This is a genomic window from Pseudomonas sp. TH41, assembly GCF_016650695.1.
GTDB lineage: Bacteria > Pseudomonadota > Gammaproteobacteria > Pseudomonadales > Pseudomonadaceae > Aquipseudomonas.
The window spans coordinates 74,447-93,113 of record NZ_JAEKFH010000007.1 but is presented as its reverse complement, the minus strand read 5'-3'; the positions used below and the strand labels follow the sequence as shown (position 1 = coordinate 93,113).

Here is an 18,667-nt window from a genome sequence, read left to right as displayed (position 1 = left end):
TTGAACATGCGTACACCCGTACGTGTCGCGGTAACCCTGTGCCTGGTGGCGGTGGCGATCTTCGCCGGATTTCATTTGTGGCAGTACTACATGCTGACACCCTGGACCCGCGATGCGCGGATCCGCGCTGACGTGGTGGTCATCGCCCCCGACGTGTCGGGTTGGGTGCGTGAACTCAAAGCGTTCGATAACCAGCAGGTCAAGGCAGGCGACTTGTTGATGAGCATCGACCGCGACCGTTTCGAAGCCGCGCTGGAGAAAGCTCAAGCGGTGGTGCAGACCCGCCAGCAGCAACTCAATCTGCGTGAACGCGAAGCCGGCCGGCGTGCCAGCCTCGGACCGCAAGCGATCAGTGCCGAGCTACGCGAGAATGCGCAAATCAATGCCGGCATCGCCCGTGGAGAACTGCGTGAGGCCCAGGCCGAAGCCAAAGTCGCCGAACTCAACCTGGCCCGCAGCCAGGTCCACGCGCCGCGTAACGGCCACATCACCAACCTGCGTCTGGCGGAAGGTAACTACGTGAATGCCGGGCAGTCAGTGATGGCGTTGATCGATGATTCGACTTTTTATGTGCAGGCGTATTTTGAAGAAACCAAACTGCCGAGGATTCGTGTGGGCGATCCGGTGAAGGTGTGGTTGATGAGTGCGGGGGAGGCACTGGACGGGCAGGTGGAAAGCATCAGTCGCGGGATCACCGACCGCAACACCACGCCGGATGGGCAGTTACTGGCGGAAGTGGAACCGACGTTTAACTGGGTCAGGCTGGCGCAGCGCATTCCAGTGCGGATCAAACTGGACAAGGTGCCCGATGGGATCAACTTGAGTTCGGGGATGACGGCGAGTGTGCAGGTGCAGGAGAGGCCCTAAGATCAAAAGATCGTCCGAACGCGGCCCGAGCCACCTGTAGGAGCGAGCTTGCTCGCGAAGGACTTGAGAGCCACGCGTTTATTCAGGACGAACGCGTTATCGTTAACGTCTTTCGCGAGCAAGCTCGCTCCTACAGGTGTACGGCATCAACCGATGCTGATCGCCGGCAGAGTCGGTAATGTCACGGTCTGCTGCTTGCGCGGTGCCAGAATCTCCGCTTCGCCATCCACCACCAACTCATCGCGCTGGTTGAATACCCGAGTGGCAATACGCACGCGAAACTTTGGCAGCTTCTCGAGAATCTCCAGGCGCACGGTCAGCGTGTCACCAATCTTCACCGGCTTCTGAAAGCTCATCTGCTGACCGATATAAATAGTCCCCGGCCCAGGCAGCTCGCAGGCAACGGCTGCACTGATCAGCGCGCCGCTGAACATGCCGTGTGCGATGCGCTCCTTGAACATGGTGCCGGCGGCGAATTCAGCGTCCAGGTGCACCGGATTGTGGTCACCGGACATGGCGGCGAACAACTGAATGTCACGCTCTTCGACCGTCTTGCTGTAGCTGGCGGTCTGACCGATTTCAAGGGCTTCGTAGGGGGTGTTGGTAACCTGGGTCATGTGTCTCAATTCCTGTCACGAATAAAAAAAATCACAAAAAAACTATTCGGTTCTGTGCGGTCGGCCAGTACTCAGCGTCTGGGCGATCCAGTTCAACACGTCGGCGATCACTTCATCACGATTACTCTCGTTGAACAGTTCGTGCCGTGCCTGCGGGTAAATAGTCAGTTGCAGATGGCGGCTGCCAGCCTCCCGCAGCGCGTGGGCCAGACTTTTCAGACGTTTGCCTTCACTCACCGGATCACATTCGCCGCCTATCACCAATAGCGGCAGGCCCGGATCGATCTGGGCGAGATTGGACGCTTTGCTGATTTGCTGCAACCCGCCAAGCAAATCGATCCACAGCTGATTGGTGCAGCGAAAGCCGCAAAGCGGGTCATTGGCGTACAGATCGACCTCTGCCGGATCGCGGCTGAGCCAGTCGAATTGGGTACGCACCGGCTTGAATGACTTGTTGAACGAGCCGAACGACAACCATTCGATCAAGGCGCTGCGACCTTTGGGGCCCTGGCGCAGCTTTTCGAGACGGGCGATTTGCCGCGCCGCACGATAAAGCGCGATGGGTTGAAAGTTTGATCCGCTGAGAATGGCACCGTACAGGCTGGCGCTGTGATGCAGCAGATAGGCCTGAGCGATGTAGCTGCCCATGCTATGACCGAGCAGCACGATCGGCACGCCGGAATGCTGTTGGCCGATGTGCTGATTCAGGCTCGCCAGGTCACCGACGACCTTGCACCACCCGTCATCGTCGGCGAAATGGCCCAGCGTCCCGTTTTCGGCAGTTTTGCCATGTCCACGCAGGTCCATTGCATAAACACCGTAGCCCTGTTCGCAGAGTTTTTCTGCCAGACGGGCGTAGCGACCACTGTGTTCAGCCATGCCATGGGCCAGCAGGATGACTGCCTTGAGTGGGCCAGCAGGTAGCCACTGGTTGACGAAAAGGCGACTGCGGTCACTCGCGGTCAGCCAGAAAGTATCGTGGATCATGGCGATTCCTTTTGCATAGGGCTACAGGTGGCATAGGCGTCGTTGCATTGTATAGCGCATCCCACACGTGTCGTCTGATCAGGCCACGCCACGGCGGGAAGATTCACACGATCAATGACGCCCGTTGGCATATTTGCCTGATTCGTCATAGCTGCTAGTGTCCGTGAAGCTCCGCTTTTCGCTTGGCTTTTCAGAAACGACAGAAAAGCGGCCCCCGGATAGGTTCAGGTAACGAGGACAAGAACAATGCAACCTGATTTCTGGAATGACAAACGCCCGGCCGGCGTGCCCCTGGACATTGACCAAGGGGCCTATAAGTCGGTGATTGAGGTGTTCGAGCGTTCCTGCAAGAAATTTGCTGACCGCCCGGCCTTCAGCAACATGGGCGTCACCCTGACCTACGCCGAACTGGAACGCTACAGCGCGGCATTCGCCGGTTACCTGCAAACCCACACCGACCTGGTGCCGGGGGATCGCATCGCGGTGCAAATGCCCAACGTCCTGCATTATCCGATTGCCGTGTTTGGCGCCTTGCGCGCCGGACTGATCGTGGTCAACACCAACCCGCTGTACACCGCGCGGGAGATGCGTCATCAGTTCAAGGATTCCGGTGCCCGGGCATTGGTTTACCTGAATGTGTTCGGCCAGAAGGTCCAGGAAGTGCTGCCCGACACCGACATCCAGTACCTGATCGAAGCGAAGATGGGCGACCTGATGCCCAGCGCCAAGGGCTGGCTGGTCAATACCATGGTGAGCAAGGTCAAGAAAATGGTCCCGGCGTATTCCTTGCCGCAGGCCATCTCTTTCAAGAGCGCGCTGCGCCTGGGCCGGGGTCTGGGCATCAAACCACTGAAAGTCAGCCTCGACGACATCGCTGTGTTGCAATACACCGGGGGCACCACCGGCCTGGCCAAGGGCGCGATGCTGACCCATGGCAATCTGGTGGCAAACATGCAGCAGGCCCGGGCTTGCCTCGGCCAGTTCGGCAAAGACGGTCAGCCGTTGCTGCGCGAAGGGCAGGAGGTGATGATCGCGCCGTTGCCGCTGTACCATATCTATGCCTTCACGGCGAACTGCATGTGCATGATGGTGACCGGCAACCACAATGTGCTGATCACCAATCCGCGAGACATCGGCGGCTTTATCAAGGAGCTGAAAAACTGGCGGTTCTCGGCGTTGCTGGGGCTCAACACGCTGTTCGTCGCGCTGATGGACCATCCGGATTTCAAGTCCCTGGACTTCTCCAGCCTCAAACTCACCAATTCTGGCGGCACCGCACTGGTCAAGGCCACCGCCGAGCGTTGGGAAGAACTCACCGGCTGTCGCATCACTGAAGGTTACGGCCTGACTGAAACCTCACCGGTGGCCTGCACCAACCCTTATGGCGATAAATCGCGGATCGGCACGGTCGGCTTGCCGGTACCGGGCACTACGCTCAAAGTCATCAACGATGAAGGCGTCGAGCAACCGTTGGGCGAGCGCGGCGAGCTGTGCATCAAGGGCCCGCAGATTATGAAAGGCTACTGGCAGAAACCTGAGGCGACCGCCGAAGTGCTGGATGCCGAGGGCTGGTTCAAGTCCGGCGACATCGCCGTGATCGACCCGGACGGTTTTGTACGCATCGTCGACCGCAAGAAGGACATGATCATCGTCTCGGGTTTCAACGTGTACCCGAACGAGATTGAAGACGTGGTGATGGCGCACCCGAAAGTCGCCAACTGCGCAGTGATCGGCGTGCCGGACGAGCGTTCGGGGGAAGCGGTGAAGTTGTTCGTGGTGGCCCGCGAATCGGGTGTCAGCCTTGAAGAACTGAAGGCCTACTGCAAGGAAAACTTCACGGCGTACAAAGTGCCCAAGCACATCGTATTGCGTGAGTCGTTGCCGATGACGCCGGTGGGCAAGATTTTGCGGCGGGAGTTGCGTGATATTGCTTGATCGCTGAATGGCCGCGCTTCGCGCGGATCGCGGGCAAGCCACGCTCCCACAGGTTTCGCGTCGTTCACCCTTTTGTGAACAACATCGAACCTGTGGGAGCGGGCTTGCCCGCGAAGCTTTTAAGGGGCCTAAAGCCCCGATTTCAGAGGCTTTCAAGGCTCTATAGAATCTTTGCTCTAAAAGTGACTATTAAGTTGTCACTAGTCACAAATGTGACCGTAGAGGCCGCTTTTGGCTCTAGTCGACCCTTGGCAAAGCTGCTACTCTCGGCCCGCTTGTGACTTCTCGGCCTTCTGTAAAAGCCAGACTCACCAATAATCAAACACCAATAATAATCGCATCAAATGCGGTATTGAATTCGCGTTGCTGAGGAGTGGGCTTCCATGATCGAAGACTTTTGGAAGGATAAGTACCCTGCCGGGATTGCTGCCGACATCAATCCAGACGAGTATCCGAATATTCAGGCAGTGTTGAAGCAGTCATGCCAACGCTTCGCCGACAAACCGGCATTCAGCAACCTGGGCAAGACGCTTACCTACGGTGAGCTGTACGAATTGTCCGGCGCTTTTGCCGCGTACTTGCAACAGCATACCGACTTGCAGCCGGGCGATCGAATCGCCGTGCAATTGCCTAACGTGTTGCAGTACCCGGTCGCCGTCTTCGGTGCCATCCGCGCCGGGTTGATCGTGGTCAACACCAACCCGCTGTACACCGCGCGGGAAATGGAACACCAATTCAACGACTCCGGCGCCAAAGCCCTGGTCTGCCTGGCCAACATGGCGCATCTGGCCGAGATTGTCGTGCCGAAAACCGGCGTCAAGCACGTCATTGTCACCGAAGTGGCCGACCTGCTGCCGCCGCTCAAACGACTGCTGATCAACAGCGTCATCAAATACGTGAAGAAGATGGTCCCGGCGTATCACTTGCCTAAAGCCATCAAGTTCAACGACGTGTTGAGCAAAGGTCACGGCCAGCCCGTCGCTGAAGCCAACCCGACCAGCAGCGATGTCGCGGTGCTGCAATACACCGGTGGCACCACTGGCGTGGCCAAAGGCGCGATGCTGACTCACCGCAACCTCGTGGCGAACATGTTGCAGTGCAAGGCGCTGATGGGCTCCAACCTCCACGAAGGCTGCGAGATCCTGATCACACCGCTGCCGCTGTACCACATCTATGCCTTCACCTTTCATTGCATGGCGATGATGCTGATCGGCAACCACAACATCCTGATCAGCAACCCGCGCGACCTGCCGGCAATGGTCAAGGAACTGTCGAAGTGGAAGTTCAGCGGTTTCGTCGGTCTCAACACCCTGTTCGTGGCCCTGTGCAACAACGAAGGCTTCCGCAAGCTGGATTTCTCGGCGCTGAAAATTACCCTGTCCGGCGGCATGGCCTTGCAACTGGCGGCGGCCGAGCGCTGGAAAGCGGTCACCGGTTGCGCGATTTGCGAAGGTTACGGCATGACCGAAACCAGCCCGGTGGCTACCGTGAACCCGATCCAGAATATTCAGATCGGTACTATCGGTATCCCGGTGCCATCGACCCAATGCAAAGTCATCGACGATGCCGGCGTTGAACAGCCGTTGGGCGAAATTGGCGAGTTGTGTGTGAAAGGTCCGCAAGTGATGAAGGGCTATTGGAAGCGCCAGGACGCCACCGATGAAATCCTCGACAGCGAAGGCTGGTTGAAGACCGGTGACATCGCGCTGATCCAGCCTGATGGCTACATGCGCATCGTCGATCGCAAGAAAGACATGATTCTGGTCTCCGGTTTCAACGTGTACCCGAACGAGCTGGAAGACGTGCTGGCGACCCTGCCGGGCGTGCTGCAATGCGCGGCTATCGGTGTTCCGGACGAGAAGTCGGGTGAGGCGATCAAGATCTTCATCGTCGTCAAACCGGGCGTGACGTTGACCAAGGAACAGGTGATGGAGCATATGCGCGCCAACGTCACCGGCTACAAGGTTCCACGGGCTGTGGAGTTCCGCGATGCGTTGCCGACCACCAACGTTGGCAAGATCTTGCGCCGAGAGCTGCGGGACGAAGAGCTGAAGAAAATCGCTGCCAAGAAGGTCGGCGCGTAACCCACAAAAAGCCCCGCAGATGCGGGGCTTTTTGTTGAAGATCAAAAGATCGCAGCCTTCGGCAGCTCCTACAGGGAACGCATTCTCATGTAGGAGCTGCCGCAGGCTGCGATCTTTTGCTTTTAAAGGCGGAACGGCGCGAAGTTCACGTTCGTCCCGGCAGGCCGCATGTCCTGCAAGTACGAATCTTTATCCGCGCTCAGTTCCAGGCTCAAGGCGGCTTTGCGCTTGCCTTCATTGCGCACCACCAGGCCTTCGAGCTTCTCGCGCAGGAACACCGTCGGCACTTTCAGGTGCAGCAGTTCGTCGGTATCCGGCGTGTGCATCAGCAGGTGAACCCATTCGTACTGACCAATGGCCAGGCGGGCCACCGGAATATCGAACCACCAGATGTTACGGTTGCGGTTCAATTCGGTGAAATGGCAGTTGTTGACGCCAAGCACAGCACCGCCGAGTTCCTGGTTTCTGCGGGCAATGGCCTGCTTTTTATCGAGTTTCATAACATTCCTACGGGATTGGATCTTCAGCGCCAAGGCCTGAACACGTTGCGCATTCTCGGGGGTTAGCCTGCAAACATAAAGCCTAACCTGCTTCGATCGATGAAATGTGCGGCCGAAAATAAATGAAACTCCCTGCAAACGCCTCCGGTCAATCTTTGTGTAACTACTTTCCCCGTTGAATTGTTCACAGGAGAAACACCATGAGCAGCACAGGCGATAAAGTAAAAGGCATGGCTAACGAAGCCGTCGGCAACGTCAAGCAGGGTGTCGGCAAGGCCACTGACAACACCCGGCTGCAGGCCGAAGGTAAAGTGCAGGAAAAAAAAGGTGAAGTACAAGAAGCCATTGGCAAGGCCAAAGACGCTATCAAAAAAGGTGTCGACAAGGCGTGATCCCGCCTTTGACGCGTATCGGAAACGGCCATCCGCGGATGGCCGTTTTTGTGTCAGCCTGAACTTGAACAAGGAAATTGTTTCAAAGTCGCCAAGTAGGCTACTTTGATGTAGAAAACGGCCCCTGAGTCGCTACGACTTCAACCCTTTGCGGCGAAAGGAGACGCTAATGATTTTCCCGGACATGAAAGGTCTGCCCATCCACCGTGTAATGGTGCGTACGGTGACCGAGTTTATCGCCGACGAGATGTCGACCTATGCCTCGGCGCTGGCCTATCAGATGCTGTTTTCGCTGTTTCCTTTCATTCTATTCCTCATCGCCCTGATCGGTTTTCTGCACCTGCCGGACTTTTTCTCCTGGCTGCGCTTGCAATCGGAACTGGTCCTGCCGCCACAGGCGCTGGAACAGGTAAACCCGGTGATCGACCAGCTCCAGCAATCCAAGGGTGGCTTGCTGTCGGTCGGTATTGTCATCGCGCTGTACACGGCCTCCGCCGGTGTGCGGCTGATGATGAACGCGATGAATGCCGCGTATGACGTGGTCGAAGGCCGTCCGTTATGGAAGCGTTTTCCGCTGTCGGTTTTCTACACCGTGGGCATCGCCGGCATGTTGCTCATCGCCGCGGCGCTGATGGTGCTCGGGCCGCAAGTGATGAGCTGGATCGCCTCTCAGGTCGGTCTGGAGGATTTCATTGTCACAGTCTGGACCATCGCGCGCTGGCCGGTGATCGTGATCCTGATGATGGTCGCGGTGGCATTGATTTATTACGTCATGCCTGACGTCAAACAAGAGTTTCGCTTCATCACCCCCGGCTCTGTGCTGGCGGTGGTGGTGTGGATCATTGCGTCCCTGGGCTTCGCGTTTTACGTCAAGACCTTCGCCAACTACAACGCCATGTATGGCAGTATCGGCGCGATCATTGTGCTGTTGCTGTACTTCTATATTTCCGCGGCGGTGCTGTTGCTCGGCGCGGAGATGAATGCGGTGATCGAGCACATGTCGACCGAAGGCAAGGACCCTGGCGAAAAAGTCCCCGGCGAGCACCATCACGAAAACAAACACCATGTTTCGGGGTTGGGCCGGGATCATTCGCTCAACCCGAACACTGACGAAGCCTGACCATGATCCGTGAAATTTTGAAAATGGGCGATGAGCGCCTGCTGTGCATTGCTCCGCCGGTCCCGGCCGACATGTTCGACAGCCCTGAGTTGTGGCAGCTGATCGATGACATGTTCCAGACCATGGAAAGCGTCGGAGGGGTTGGCCTGGCCGCTCCGCAGATCGGTGTCGATCTGCAACTGGTGATCTTCGGTTTCGAGCACAGCGAGCGCTATCCGGACGCTGAAGCGGTGCCGCAGACGATTCTGATCAACCCGTTGATCACGCCGTTGAGCCCGGTGCTGGAAGAGGGGTTTGAAGGGTGTTTGTCGGTGCCCGGCCTGCGGGGCGCGGTGGAGCGTTATCAGCAGATTCGCTACGAAGGTTTTGATCCGAAGGGCTTGCCGATCGTGCGCATCGCCTCGGGGTTTCATGCGCGTGTGGTGCAGCATGAATGCGATCACCTGATCGGGCGGTTGTATCCGTCGCGGATTACCGACTTCAGCAAATTCGGCTTTACCGAGGTCATGTTCCCGGATCTGGATCCCAACGCAGACGATTGAACGGCAAAAAGATCGTCCGAACGCGGCCCGAGCCTTCGGCAGCTCCTACAGGGGAGTGTGAACACCTGTAGGAGCTGCCGAAGGCTGCGATCTTTTGATCTTGTTTTTTCTTGGCAGGTTTAACGAATCGCAACATCATCCGGTCAAGCTCTCCGGTTCCAGGCCCATGGCGATCATCGGTTTGCTGCGTGCATAACGGGTCAGGCGTTCGACCATGGCGTAAGGCATTTGCGGATCGAAGGAAAACCCGCGGCGTTCGTAAAAGCCACGCAAGTCCGGATGGCAGAACAACCAGACCGGGTGTTCGAGACCTTTCACCGCTTGCGCAATCAACGCCGCCGCGATCCCTTGTTCACGACAGGCCGGATCGACGAACAAGCCGGTTAGCCAATGTCCGCCAGAGACTGGGCGCAAACACAGCGCACCAATGATTTCATCACGACGAGCGACCCACAATTGAGCGTCGCGGACCGCTTTCATCGATGACTGGTGGGCGCGATAAAACTTGTTCATCAGGGGCCACAAAGGCTCGTCGAGCAAGGTGTATTGGGTGTTGGGCATGGTGGTGGGCTGTCGGTGTGCAAAGCGGGCGATTATAAAAGAACGCGCGCGCGGGGATAGGTGTATACCTGATCTCACATCCCGTATGAGTGGAGTAAGTATCATGGCCAAAGGCATGGATTCAAAGAAAGCAGCGAAGAAAAAACCGGCGAAAACCGCTGATGAAAAGCGCGCGGACAAAAAAGCCAAGAAGGTGGATGTGTTCGGTCATTAAGATCTAAGCCCCCCTGTAGGAGCGAGCTTGCTCGCGAAGGACGTTAACGATAATGCGTTCTTCCTGAATAAACGCGTTGCTCTCAAGTTCTTCGCGAGCAAGCTCGCTCCTACAGGGGGCGTTGAAGTCATCAAATAATCTGCAAGATTTCCCTGCGCCGTTGCACAGAAGGGGATTGGTCCCCGATCTGAGCAACGCCATGCCCCATTACTTCGATAATGCCCACCAAGAAGAAATCGAAACCCTGCGCCAACGCCTGACGGCCCGCACCGAGTGGCCGACCTGGTTGTTGTTGATAGGCGTATACATCAGCTGGTTCAGCCTCGTGCTGGCCAGCGCCCGGTTGGGCCTGTGGTGGAGCACTTTGATGTTGATTCCGTTGGTGGTGCTTTGGTTGTCGGTGCAGCACGAATTGCTGCATGGTCATCCGACTCGCTGGCCAACACTGAACAAAATCCTCGGCTACGCGCCGTTCGCTGTCTGGTATCCCTATACCCTGTATCGCGACAGCCATTTGCGGCATCACCGTGATGAAGACCTGACCCTCCCCGGTATCGATCCGGAAAGCCGTTACCTGAGCGCCGAGCAATGGCAGGGCAGTTCACTGTTCGAACAAGGCCTGCACTGGCTGAACAAAACCGTGCTCGGTCGCGTCATTCTCGGTGCGCCACTGGCGCTGCTGGGGTTGGCTCGGGAAGAGCTTGATCGCCTGAAAGCGGGGTCGCGCCAGGCCTGGCTGATGTGGCTGAGCCACGGCGCGCTGACGCTGTTGATGCTGCTGTTCATCGCGCACTACAGCGTGCTACCGGTCTGGCATTACCTGTTGCTGATCAGTGTGCCGGCCCTGTCGATTGCCATGATTCGCTCTTACTATGAACACCGTCCCCATGCGCAGCCCGAGCAACGGACGGTCATCAACGAAGCGGCCTGGCCGTGGCGCTGGTTGTTCCTGAACCTCAATTTTCACCTTGTGCATCACGACCTGCCGGGGCTGCCCTGGTACGACTTGCCCCGGGCCTACCGCGCCCGTCGCGAGCAATGGCTGGCACGCAGTGGCGGGTTCCTGGTACAGGGTTATGGCCAGTTGTGGCGTCAGCACGGGGTGAAGGCCGTGGACAGTCCACAGCATCCGTTTCACTGATTGCGAACGCGTTCTCTTTGTAGGAGCGAGCTTGCTCGCGATGGTGTGTCAGTCGACATAGATGTATCTGATACACCATCGCGAGCAAGCTCGCTCCTACAAGAATTTTTGTTGTTTGGGGTATTTTGATGACACAACACTTCGCTGAATTACTGATGTATGTCGCCCCAGAACCCATCCGCCGGGCGAACGAGCGTTGGCTGGCGCGGATTCTGGAGCGACTGGGTGCGTTCCGCCGTAACGCCGAACACCTCTCGTTGATGGACCTGTGGCTGTCCCCGCACTTGCTGCTGACCCAAACCTGCGGCTATCCGCTGATGACAGCGTTGCGCGGCCAGGTCCGGGTCGTCGGCCGTCCGCGCTACGAACTCCCCGACAGCAACGGCGGCAGTCATTGCAGCCTGCTGCTGAGTCGCGCCGATGATCCTCGGCGGACCTTGGCGGCGTTTCGCGACAGCCGCGGTGTGATCAATGGCGAGGACTCCAACAGCGGTATGAACCTGCTGCGCCATCGTCTGGCGCCGCTGCATCACGACGGACAGTTCTTTTCCAGTGTCGGTATCAGCGGCAGCCACCGCGAAAGCCTGCGCTGGTTACGCGAAGCGCTTGCTGACCTGGCGGCCATCGACAGCGTGACCTTCGCTTACCTGGCGCGGCATGCCAAAGACGAGGTGGCCGGTCTGCGCGTCGTCGCGCGAAGCGCGTTCAGTCCGACCTTGCCCTACATCACCGCCGCGACGGTGACAGATGAACACGTTGAGGCGCTGCGGCAAGTGATGAACGAGACATTGCGGGAGTTGCCCGATGTCGCTGAAATCCTCGGTTTGCACGAGGTTCTGCCGGCCAGCGAGAGCGACTATCAAATCGTTCTCGACTATCAGCAGGAAGCTGAGGACCTGGGGCTCGGACGATTGCGTTGAGATTCAAGTATTGCGTCGACAGTTCTATTAATCGCGGGCAAGCCACGCTCCCACAGGAATTCCGTATACCTGTGGGAGCGTGGCTTGCCCGCGATAGCTATCTGCCAAGCGCCGCCTACTTAAATTCCATAATCGAATATAAAAATTCGTTTTAAGTATTATTAAAGAATAAGGCTCCTTGCTAGGATCGCATCACCGGACGACCGGACATTCAGCGACCCCTCACCCTTGGAGCCTCTATGTCCGGCACCGACCTATCCCATCGCAACGACGTGGGTGGATTGTTCCGCGCCCATTACCCCTGGCTGTGCGCTCGGTTGCACCGCTATCTGGGGGCCAGTAGCAGCGTTGAAGACATCGCCGCCGAAGCCTTCATGCAACTGCTCGAATCGCCGGGACTGACGCCTATCCGCGATCCGCGCGCCTTGCTCACCACCATCGCCCAGCGGTTGATTTATCAGCTCTGGCGCCGCCGCGATCTGGAGCGCCGACACCTCGATCAGTTGCAACACGTCGATGCGCAGCAAGCGAAGTCGCCCGAGGAACTGGCGCAAGTGAGCCAGGCCCTGCATGGCCTCCACCGCACGCTTGAACGCTTGCCTGGAAAAGTCAGGGCAACGTTCCTGCTGTCGCGAATCGATGGCCTGACCTACCCACAGATCGCCGCCGAACTGGGCATTTCCCAACGTTCGGTGAGCGTCTACATGACCCGTTCCCAGACGTTGTGCGCCCAGCACAGTGCCAATGAACCCTTGAATCGCCTGACCCGGAGGTCTGCATGAGATCGATCAAAACCCTGCTCGGCAGTTCGCTGCTGGCCCTGAGCCTTGTGGCTACCCACGTCCCCGCAGCGGAAAAAACCGCCCCCATTCACTTCGGCGACATCACTTGGGAAAGCGGCAGCCTCATCACTGAGATCCTGCGATTGATCGTCGAGAAAGGTTACGGCTACCCGACCGATACGCTGCCAGGCAGCACCGTCAGCCTCGAAGCGGCGCTGGCCAAGAATGATATTCAAGTGATTGGAGAAGAGTGGGCCGGTCGCAGCCCTGCGTGGGTCAAAGCCGCCTCGGAAGGCAAAGTGTTTGGCTTGGGCGATACCGTCAAAGGGGCCACCGAAGGCTGGTGGGTGCCGGAATACGTGATCAAGGGCGACCCGGAACGTGGCATCAAACCCTTGGCCCCGGAACTGAAATCCGTCGCCGACCTGGCGCGCTACAAGGACGTGTTCCGCGATCCGGAAGACCCGAGCCGCGGACGCTTCCTCAACAGCCCGACCGGCTGGACCTCGGAGATCGTCAACAGCCAGAAGCTCAAGGCTTATGACCTGACCGCCAGCTACGTCAACTTCCGCACGGGCTCCGGTGCGGCGCTGGATGCAGAAGTCGCTTCATCGATCCGTCGTGGCAAACCGGTGCTGTTTTACTACTGGTCGCCGACCCCGCTGTTGGGTCGCTTCAAACTGGTCAAGCTCGAAGAACCTGCTTTCGACGCCGACGCCTGGAAAACCCTGGCCGATGCCAGCAACCCCCATCCCAAAGGCACCCGCTCGATGCCGGCCAGCTTGGCCATCGGTGTCTCTGCGCCGTTCAAAACCCAGTATCCAGACCTGGTGGCGTTCTTCGAAAAGGTTGATTTGCCGATCGATCTGCTGAACCAGACCCTGGCGCAAATGAGTGAAAAACGCCAGCAACCGCGTCAGGTGGCCGAAGCGTTTTTGCGCGATCAGCCGCAGGTGTGGAAGGGTTGGGTGCCGGGTGAGGTAGCCACCAAAGTGACAACGAATTTGTAAGTTTTTCAGCGCCTGTTCTACCGTCATCGTCGGAACGCCGCCCGGAGCCGGCTCGCTCCCACATTTGATCTATGCCACACCGAAGATCAAATGTAGGAGCGAGCCTGCTCGCGATGGTCTCAAGACCTATACCCACTGCGTGGACAACACCGCTTCCACACCCGGTCTTGAGCAGCTTCTCCTTCATCAGTGTCCTCTCCTTATCCCCCAGCCGCCTCGTCACGAGCGGCCACCGTCGGTGGCCGTTCAGGCGGGAGCATGCTCGCTGAACCGATTTTGTCCTGCATAGTGGCCGACTAGTGGCCTTGCGTACTCAAAGAGGCTGTCTATGCTGACTTGTGACCAGCGATATCGCTCCCGAGGCACCTGCACCGGGCCGCTGGGAGTCGTCCGGTAAAGAGAGTTACTTATAAGAAAACGTTAGGGCTGGCCTGAACCTGGGCTATCAAGAGAAGGATGTCTTGATAAGAGCGTCGCTGCATGGACTCTCCGATTGAACATCATTTATCACCTGACAATTCCTCCTGTGGAGGAACGCGTGTGCCTGTTCCGTGGAACGTAGTGGTGGATAAGTTGAAAGACCGAAGTACTTTCATCAATCAAAAGATCGCGCTTAAGGTGATATGACTATGTTTAACCTACATCGCAAGTCTGACCTGCAGGAAATCGAACGCTTCAGCTGCGCGCTGACAGAGGCGAACGCCAAGTTGGCCGCCGTGAGCCGTTCGATGGCGATGATTGAATTCACTCCCGAGGGCATCGTGCTCGATGCCAACGAAAATTTTTGCCGCGCCATGGGTTACGGCGCTGAGGAAGTGCGGGGCAAACATCACCGCATCTTCTGCGAAGAAGCGTTTTACCGGAGTGAGGATTACGCAAAGCTATGGCGTGACCTGGCCCGTGGTGAACCGGTCAGCGGCACCTTTCTTCGGTTGAACAAGCAAGGCAAGGAGGTTTGGCTCGAAGCCAGTTACATGCCGGTATTGGGTTCCGATCGCCAAGTCAAAAGCGTGATCAAGGTGGCGGCGGACATCACCGACAGAGTCAACAAAGAGAACGAAAACGATAGCCTGCTCGCTGCCATCGGTCGCTCTATGGCCGTGATCGAATTTACGCCGGAAGGCAAGGTCATTACGGCCAATGAAAACTTCCTGAAAACCCTGCATTACTCGCTGAACGAAGTGGTTGGGCAGCACCACAGCCTGTTTTGCCACCGCGCCGAAGCTGAGTCACACACCTATAAGGCGTTTTGGGCGTCACTCAATCGCGGCGAATATCACTCGCGCCGGTTCGAACGCAAAGATAAGTACGGTCATACAGTGTTTCTAGAAGCGTCCTACAACCCATTGTTCGATGCCAAGGGCCGACTGTTCAAAGTGGTGAAGTTCGCCAGTGACATTACGAATCAGGTGACCACGCTGCAAACCGCTGCGGAATCGGCCCACAGCACCTCGGTACAAAACGACGTCTGTGCACGCAAAGGTTCCGAAGTGGTGCAACAAACGGTGCAAATCATCCAGGACATTTCCAAGGACTTGAACGAAGCAGCGTTGAGCATTGATGCGGTCAGCAAACAGTCCGACATCATCGGCACCATCGTTCAGACCATTCGCGGGATTGCCGATCAGACCAATCTACTGGCGCTGAACGCCGCCATCGAAGCGGCCCGGGCCGGGGAGCATGGGCGGGGGTTTGCGGTGGTGGCGGATGAAGTGCGCAGCCTCGCGGCACGCACGAGCCAGGCGACGCTGGAAATTGTTGACGTGGTGCGCAAGAACCACGATTTGTCGCTCAGTGCGGTGTCGAGCATGCAGTCGAGTTTGAGTCGAACCGGTCTAGGGGTGGAGCTGGCGAACGAGGCGGGCGAGGTGATTCTGGAAATCCAGCAGGGCTCGCGGCATGTGGTGGACGCGATCAGTCAGTTCAACTCGACGTTGCAGTTGAACTGATTCACGCTGGACGCATTTCCTGTAGGAGCGAGCTTGCTCGCGAAGGACTTGAGCGCAACGCGTTTATTCAGGAAGAACGCGTTATCGTTAACGTTCATCGCGAGCGAGCTCGCTCCTACAGGGCTTGGTTAAAGCGAGGCCAGGAACTTGTCCACAACCTGGCTGCTACTGTTGCTGTCTTCGCTCCCGGTCTTCGCCAGCTTCAACTTGTCTTCCATGCGTTGGGCGATCTCTTTGGCGATGGCCTGCTGTTGTGCCGGCGGCATTGCTTTCACATCGTCTTCCGTCAGCCCCATCTCTTTAAGAATGCTGTCGTGCACGCGCTGCTCGGGCGATTTGCTCATGTAGTCCTTGAAGTCGGCCATGGCCGTGCTATCGCCGGACGTTGGCACACTAGAAGTATCTGTCGATTGCAGCGCCACGCGGGTTTTTGCGAATGCCTCATTGACGTTGTCGCTGATTGTGTTGGCCGCGGTGACTTGCTGGGTGGCGGACGTCAGGCCGGAGGCCTGGACGCTGGCGCTGTTCTGCACCGATTGCACAACCGCATTGTTTTGCACGTTCGGGATCAACCCGCTGTACAACGCACTGGCGGCAGCGGTGGTCGGGTCCATGTCCGTACGTTGCGGTGGCTGAACGACGGGTGTTTGTTTTGCATTGACCAACATGATGAGTAGACCTGTGGGTAATTGCTGTCCGGACTGTAGGAGCAATTAACATGCCGTCGCTGTCGCCCAGTGCTTTCAAAGGGCGCAAGCCGGGAATCGCACCGGAGGCGGTCAAATCTTGCCGCTTGGCGGCAGTGGTCGACCGCACTGTTGTCAACGGTGCGCAATATTCTCCAGTGCCAGGTTGCGGGTGCGTGGGCCGAACCCACCGATGGTCAACATCACGATCAGCATGCTGCTGACAATAAACGCCAACACCCCCGGCGTGCCGAAGTGTTCTAGGAAAATCCCGATCAGCAAACTGCTGAACACCGTCGACAATCGACTGAAGGAATAACAGAAGCCCACCGCCCGGGCACGGATGTTGGTGGGGAACAATTCGCTTTGGTAGGAGTGATAGCTGAAGCTCAGCCAGGCATTGCAGAAGGTGATCATCACCCCGCAGAAGATCAGGCCGAACGCGCTGGTCTGCAACGCGAACAGTGTGCCGAAGGTCATCGCGCCCAATGCCGAGCCGACAATTTGCCACTTGTTCTCGAAGCGGTTGGCGAACTTCACGAACAGCAGCGGCCCGAGCGGGTAGGCGAGGGTGATGATGAACGCGTACATCAAACTATGGGTCACGCTCACGCCCTGGCCAGAGAGCAGCGCCGGCAACCAGTTGCCGAAACCAAAGAAACCGATGGCCTGGAACACGTGAAACACAATCAGCATAAAGGCCCGACGCCGATAGGGCGGCTGCCAGATATCGGCGAAACGGCCCGAGCCCTGAATATCCAGCGCTGCCAGTTCCGGTTCATCCAGCGGCTTGCCCTGATCCTTCACGCAGCGGGCTTCAATGCCATCGAGAATCTTGCTGGCCTCCTCGAACCGCCCATGCTGGGCCAGCCAGCGCGGCGACTCCGGCAAGCGCTTGCGCAACCACCAGATGAACAACGCAAACACCGCGCTCGCCAACACCACCCAGCGCCAACCGGACACACCGAACGGCGCTTGCGGCACCAGCCACCATGACATCAGCGCCACCGCCGGCACGGACAAAAACTGCACAAAAAACGCAAAGGCAAACGCCGAACTGCGCATGCGTTTGGGCACCAGTTCCGAGAGGTAGGCGTCGATGGTCACCAGTTCGATGCCTAGCCCGATGCCCACCAGAAAACGCATGCAGATGATGCCCAGTGCTGAACTCTGGACGCCCATTGCCACGGTCGCGACGGTGTACCACACCAGCGCGAACGTGAAGATCGCGCGCCGGCCGAAACGATCGGCCAACGGGCTCAGGACGCTCGCGCCGAGGAACAGCCCAAGAAACGTGGCGGAGGCGAAGGCGGCCTGGTCGGAGAAACCGAACACGCCCTGGCTACCGGTGGCGAAGATGCCGTCGCGGATCAGGCCCGGACTGATGTAGGCGGTCTGGAACAGGTCATAGAGCTCGAAAAAACCACCGATCGACAGCAGCGCCACCAACCGCCAAATCGTTGAAACAGCGGGAAGTCGGTCAATGCGGGCGGAGATCTGCGCGGCACGAACAGGGTCGATGCCATCGGATTGAGCGGTGATGGGGGACTGAGCAGGCATGGGCGGATCCAAATTCTTGTTGAAGAGGAAGCTTAGCCTGCTATCGGAAATCAATGCGTGTGAATCTCGGCGCCTTTGCATCGAGATTCGCCTGGTTATTGCAAGGAAGGTTCACATTTTGCTGGTTTATAGCGCGGGGCCGCTCAAGGCAGGCCGTTACAGCCGTGTTTCAAGAACCCAGGGCGTTGCGCCAACCGTTGAAAATACTCATCGATGGCCGGGTAGTCGGGGCGCTCCATGGGGGTCATCAGCCAGCGGTTGACGGAGAGCCCGAGGACAATGTCGGCCAGCGTGAAGTGTGGCCCGGTGACATAGGCTTTGGTGGCCGCGAGTTGATGCTCGAGGATCGCCATTTTCTGGTTCCAGCCACGGATGCCGACCTCAATGCGATGCGCATCCTGGAATTCCGGGTCTTTGCGCACCAGCGCCGTGAATGCATAGCTCCAGGAAGGATTGAGCTCGGTGGCTTGCCAATCCATCCACTGTTCCACCCGGGCGCGCGCCGCCGGTTCGTGCGGCAGCAACTCGGTGTTTTGGTGTTTGCCGGCCAGATAACGGCAGATGGTATTGGATTCCCACAGCACACCGGCCTCGTCGATGATCACCGGCACCAGTGCGTTGGGGTTGAGCCTCAGAAACTCCGGAATGTGAGTCGAGGTGAAACCGCTGCCCCAATCCTCGCGTTCGTAGGTAACGCCCAACTCCTCGCAAGTCCACAGGACTTTTCGGACGTTGATGGACGAAGCTTTACCTAGAATTTTCAGTGCGTGTTCCATTTGGCTACTCCGTTAGCGGATCGA

18 protein-coding genes and 1 pseudogene are annotated in these 18,667 nt (G+C 57.9%); 12 read left to right on the top strand and 7 right to left on the bottom strand.

Translation table 11 applies throughout. The annotated features are described in order from the left end of the window. Nucleotides 1-6: 6 nt before the first annotated feature. Nucleotides 7-867, top strand: coding sequence for an efflux RND transporter periplasmic adaptor subunit (locus JFU37_RS27455; RefSeq protein ID WP_201120164.1), 861 nt, complete (start codon nt 7-9; stop codon nt 865-867). A 146-nt stretch (nt 868-1,013) separates the two neighbouring features. On the opposite strand, the gene JFU37_RS27450 is transcribed toward JFU37_RS27455, so the two are convergent. Together JFU37_RS27450 and JFU37_RS27445 are read right to left on the bottom strand one after the other, a co-directional pair. After that, nucleotides 1,014-1,484, bottom strand: coding sequence for a MaoC family dehydratase (locus JFU37_RS27450; protein WP_201120163.1), 471 nt, complete (start codon nt 1,482-1,484; stop codon nt 1,014-1,016). Nucleotides 1,485-1,526: 42 nt separating this feature from the next. Beyond that, the gene (locus tag JFU37_RS27445; protein WP_201120162.1) at nt 1,527-2,471 is read right to left on the bottom strand and encodes an alpha/beta hydrolase; all 945 of its coding nucleotides are present in this window, start codon (nt 2,469-2,471) and stop codon (nt 1,527-1,529) included. 246 nt (nt 2,472-2,717) lie between these two features. Here JFU37_RS27445 and fadD2 point away from each other — a divergent pair, with 246 nt between their 5' ends. Further along, nucleotides 2,718-4,406 (top strand): long-chain-fatty-acid--CoA ligase FadD2, encoded by a 1,689-nt coding sequence (fadD2, locus tag JFU37_RS27440; protein WP_201120161.1) that lies wholly within the window; start codon nt 2,718-2,720, stop codon nt 4,404-4,406. A 383-nt stretch (nt 4,407-4,789) separates the two neighbouring features. Further along, nucleotides 4,790-6,490, top strand: a complete 1,701-nt coding sequence (gene fadD1, locus JFU37_RS27435) for a long-chain-fatty-acid--CoA ligase FadD1 (protein WP_201120160.1) — start codon at nt 4,790-4,792, stop codon at nt 6,488-6,490. A gap of 122 nt (nt 6,491-6,612) precedes the next feature. Here the strand turns inward: fadD1 and JFU37_RS27430 are convergent, their stop codons facing one another. Continuing rightward, a complete protein-coding gene (locus JFU37_RS27430; protein WP_109634211.1) occupies nt 6,613-6,990 on the bottom strand; it encodes a hypothetical protein in 378 nt (125 codons plus the stop codon). 200 nt (nt 6,991-7,190) lie between these two features. Between JFU37_RS27430 and JFU37_RS27425 the strand changes: the two genes are divergently transcribed. From JFU37_RS27425 to def, 3 genes are all read left to right on the top strand, one after another. Then, a complete protein-coding gene (locus tag JFU37_RS27425) occupies nt 7,191-7,382 on the top strand; it encodes a CsbD family protein (protein ID WP_201120159.1) in 192 nt (63 codons plus the stop codon). Between the two features lie 169 nt (nt 7,383-7,551). Then, nucleotides 7,552-8,502 carry a YihY/virulence factor BrkB family protein gene (locus tag JFU37_RS27420; protein ID WP_201120158.1) on the top strand — a complete coding sequence of 317 codons (951 nt, stop codon included), beginning with the start codon at nt 7,552-7,554 and terminating at the stop codon, nt 8,500-8,502. Between the two features lie 2 nt (nt 8,503-8,504). Further along, nucleotides 8,505-9,044, top strand: coding sequence for a peptide deformylase (gene def / locus JFU37_RS27415; protein WP_201120157.1), 540 nt, complete (start codon nt 8,505-8,507; stop codon nt 9,042-9,044). A 135-nt stretch (nt 9,045-9,179) separates the two neighbouring features. Here the strand turns inward: def and JFU37_RS27410 are convergent, their stop codons facing one another. After that, a complete protein-coding gene (locus JFU37_RS27410; protein ID WP_201120156.1) occupies nt 9,180-9,605 on the bottom strand; it encodes a GNAT family N-acetyltransferase in 426 nt (141 codons plus the stop codon). A gap of 413 nt (nt 9,606-10,018) precedes the next feature. Here JFU37_RS27410 and JFU37_RS27405 point away from each other — a divergent pair, with 413 nt between their 5' ends. The 6 genes and pseudogenes from JFU37_RS27405 (at nt 10,019) to JFU37_RS31395 (ending at nt 15,621) form a co-directional block, all read left to right on the top strand. Next, the gene (locus JFU37_RS27405) at nt 10,019-10,960 is read left to right on the top strand and encodes a fatty acid desaturase (RefSeq protein WP_201120155.1); all 942 of its coding nucleotides are present in this window, start codon (nt 10,019-10,021) and stop codon (nt 10,958-10,960) included. Nucleotides 10,961-11,088: 128 nt separating this feature from the next. After that, nucleotides 11,089-11,880: a phosphate/phosphite/phosphonate ABC transporter substrate-binding protein gene (locus JFU37_RS27400; protein WP_201120154.1), complete on the top strand. Its 792-nt coding sequence runs from the start codon at nt 11,089-11,091 to the stop codon at nt 11,878-11,880. Nucleotides 11,881-12,119: 239 nt separating this feature from the next. Beyond that, complete coding sequence (locus JFU37_RS27395; protein ID WP_201120153.1) at nt 12,120-12,662, top strand: sigma-70 family RNA polymerase sigma factor; 543 nt, start codon at nt 12,120-12,122, stop codon at nt 12,660-12,662. Beyond that, the gene (locus tag JFU37_RS27390) at nt 12,659-13,672 is read left to right on the top strand and encodes an ABC transporter substrate-binding protein (RefSeq protein WP_201120152.1); all 1,014 of its coding nucleotides are present in this window, start codon (nt 12,659-12,661) and stop codon (nt 13,670-13,672) included. The genes JFU37_RS27395 and JFU37_RS27390 overlap by 4 nt, the downstream gene beginning before the upstream one ends. A gap of 623 nt (nt 13,673-14,295) precedes the next feature. Next, nucleotides 14,296-15,078: pseudogene (locus JFU37_RS31400) on the top strand (PAS domain-containing protein); the annotation flags it as partial. Further along, the gene (locus tag JFU37_RS31395; RefSeq protein WP_446739614.1) at nt 15,052-15,621 is read left to right on the top strand and encodes a methyl-accepting chemotaxis protein; all 570 of its coding nucleotides are present in this window, start codon (nt 15,052-15,054) and stop codon (nt 15,619-15,621) included. The pseudogene JFU37_RS31400 and the gene JFU37_RS31395, both read left to right, overlap by 27 nt. Before the next feature lie 128 nt (nt 15,622-15,749). Here the strand turns inward: JFU37_RS31395 and JFU37_RS27380 are convergent, their stop codons facing one another. The 3 genes from JFU37_RS27380 to JFU37_RS27370 all read right to left on the bottom strand — a co-directional run bounded on the left by JFU37_RS27380 (nt 15,750) and on the right by JFU37_RS27370 (nt 18,643). Further along, on the bottom strand, nt 15,750-16,289 hold the full coding sequence (locus tag JFU37_RS27380; RefSeq protein ID WP_201120150.1) for a hypothetical protein: 540 nt from the start codon (nt 16,287-16,289) through the stop codon (nt 15,750-15,752). Nucleotides 16,290-16,442: 153 nt separating this feature from the next. After that, nucleotides 16,443-17,867, bottom strand: a complete 1,425-nt coding sequence (locus JFU37_RS27375; RefSeq protein ID WP_201120149.1) for an MFS transporter — start codon at nt 17,865-17,867, stop codon at nt 16,443-16,445. Nucleotides 17,868-18,010: 143 nt separating this feature from the next. Then, nucleotides 18,011-18,643, bottom strand: a complete 633-nt coding sequence (locus JFU37_RS27370; RefSeq protein WP_201120148.1) for a glutathione S-transferase family protein — start codon at nt 18,641-18,643, stop codon at nt 18,011-18,013. Between the last annotated feature and the right edge of the window lie 24 nt (nt 18,644-18,667).

Coding starts and splice junctions, on each gene's coding strand:
- JFU37_RS27425 (WP_201120159.1), top strand. CDS start 7,191: ATGAGCAGCACAGGCGATAAAGTAAAAGGCATGGCTAACGAAGCCGTC.
- JFU37_RS27445 (WP_201120162.1), bottom strand. CDS start 2,471: ATGATCCACGATACTTTCTGGCTGACCGCGAGTGACCGCAGTCGCCTT.
- JFU37_RS27430 (WP_109634211.1), bottom strand. CDS start 6,990: ATGAAACTCGATAAAAAGCAGGCCATTGCCCGCAGAAACCAGGAACTC.
- JFU37_RS27380 (WP_201120150.1), bottom strand. CDS start 16,289: ATGTTGGTCAATGCAAAACAAACACCCGTCGTTCAGCCACCGCAACGT.
- JFU37_RS27390 (WP_201120152.1), top strand. CDS start 12,659: ATGAGATCGATCAAAACCCTGCTCGGCAGTTCGCTGCTGGCCCTGAGC.
- JFU37_RS27450 (WP_201120163.1), bottom strand. CDS start 1,484: ATGACCCAGGTTACCAACACCCCCTACGAAGCCCTTGAAATCGGTCAG.
- JFU37_RS27370 (WP_201120148.1), bottom strand. CDS start 18,643: ATGGAACACGCACTGAAAATTCTAGGTAAAGCTTCGTCCATCAACGTC.
- fadD1 (WP_201120160.1), top strand. CDS start 4,790: ATGATCGAAGACTTTTGGAAGGATAAGTACCCTGCCGGGATTGCTGCC.
- JFU37_RS27400 (WP_201120154.1), top strand. CDS start 11,089: ATGACACAACACTTCGCTGAATTACTGATGTATGTCGCCCCAGAACCC.
- JFU37_RS27420 (WP_201120158.1), top strand. CDS start 7,552: ATGATTTTCCCGGACATGAAAGGTCTGCCCATCCACCGTGTAATGGTG.
- JFU37_RS27405 (WP_201120155.1), top strand. CDS start 10,019: ATGCCCCATTACTTCGATAATGCCCACCAAGAAGAAATCGAAACCCTG.
- def (WP_201120157.1), top strand. CDS start 8,505: ATGATCCGTGAAATTTTGAAAATGGGCGATGAGCGCCTGCTGTGCATT.
- JFU37_RS27395 (WP_201120153.1), top strand. CDS start 12,120: ATGTCCGGCACCGACCTATCCCATCGCAACGACGTGGGTGGATTGTTC.
- fadD2 (WP_201120161.1), top strand. CDS start 2,718: ATGCAACCTGATTTCTGGAATGACAAACGCCCGGCCGGCGTGCCCCTG.
- JFU37_RS27375 (WP_201120149.1), bottom strand. CDS start 17,867: ATGCCTGCTCAGTCCCCCATCACCGCTCAATCCGATGGCATCGACCCT.
- JFU37_RS27455 (WP_201120164.1), top strand. CDS start 7: ATGCGTACACCCGTACGTGTCGCGGTAACCCTGTGCCTGGTGGCGGTG.
- JFU37_RS27410 (WP_201120156.1), bottom strand. CDS start 9,605: ATGCCCAACACCCAATACACCTTGCTCGACGAGCCTTTGTGGCCCCTG.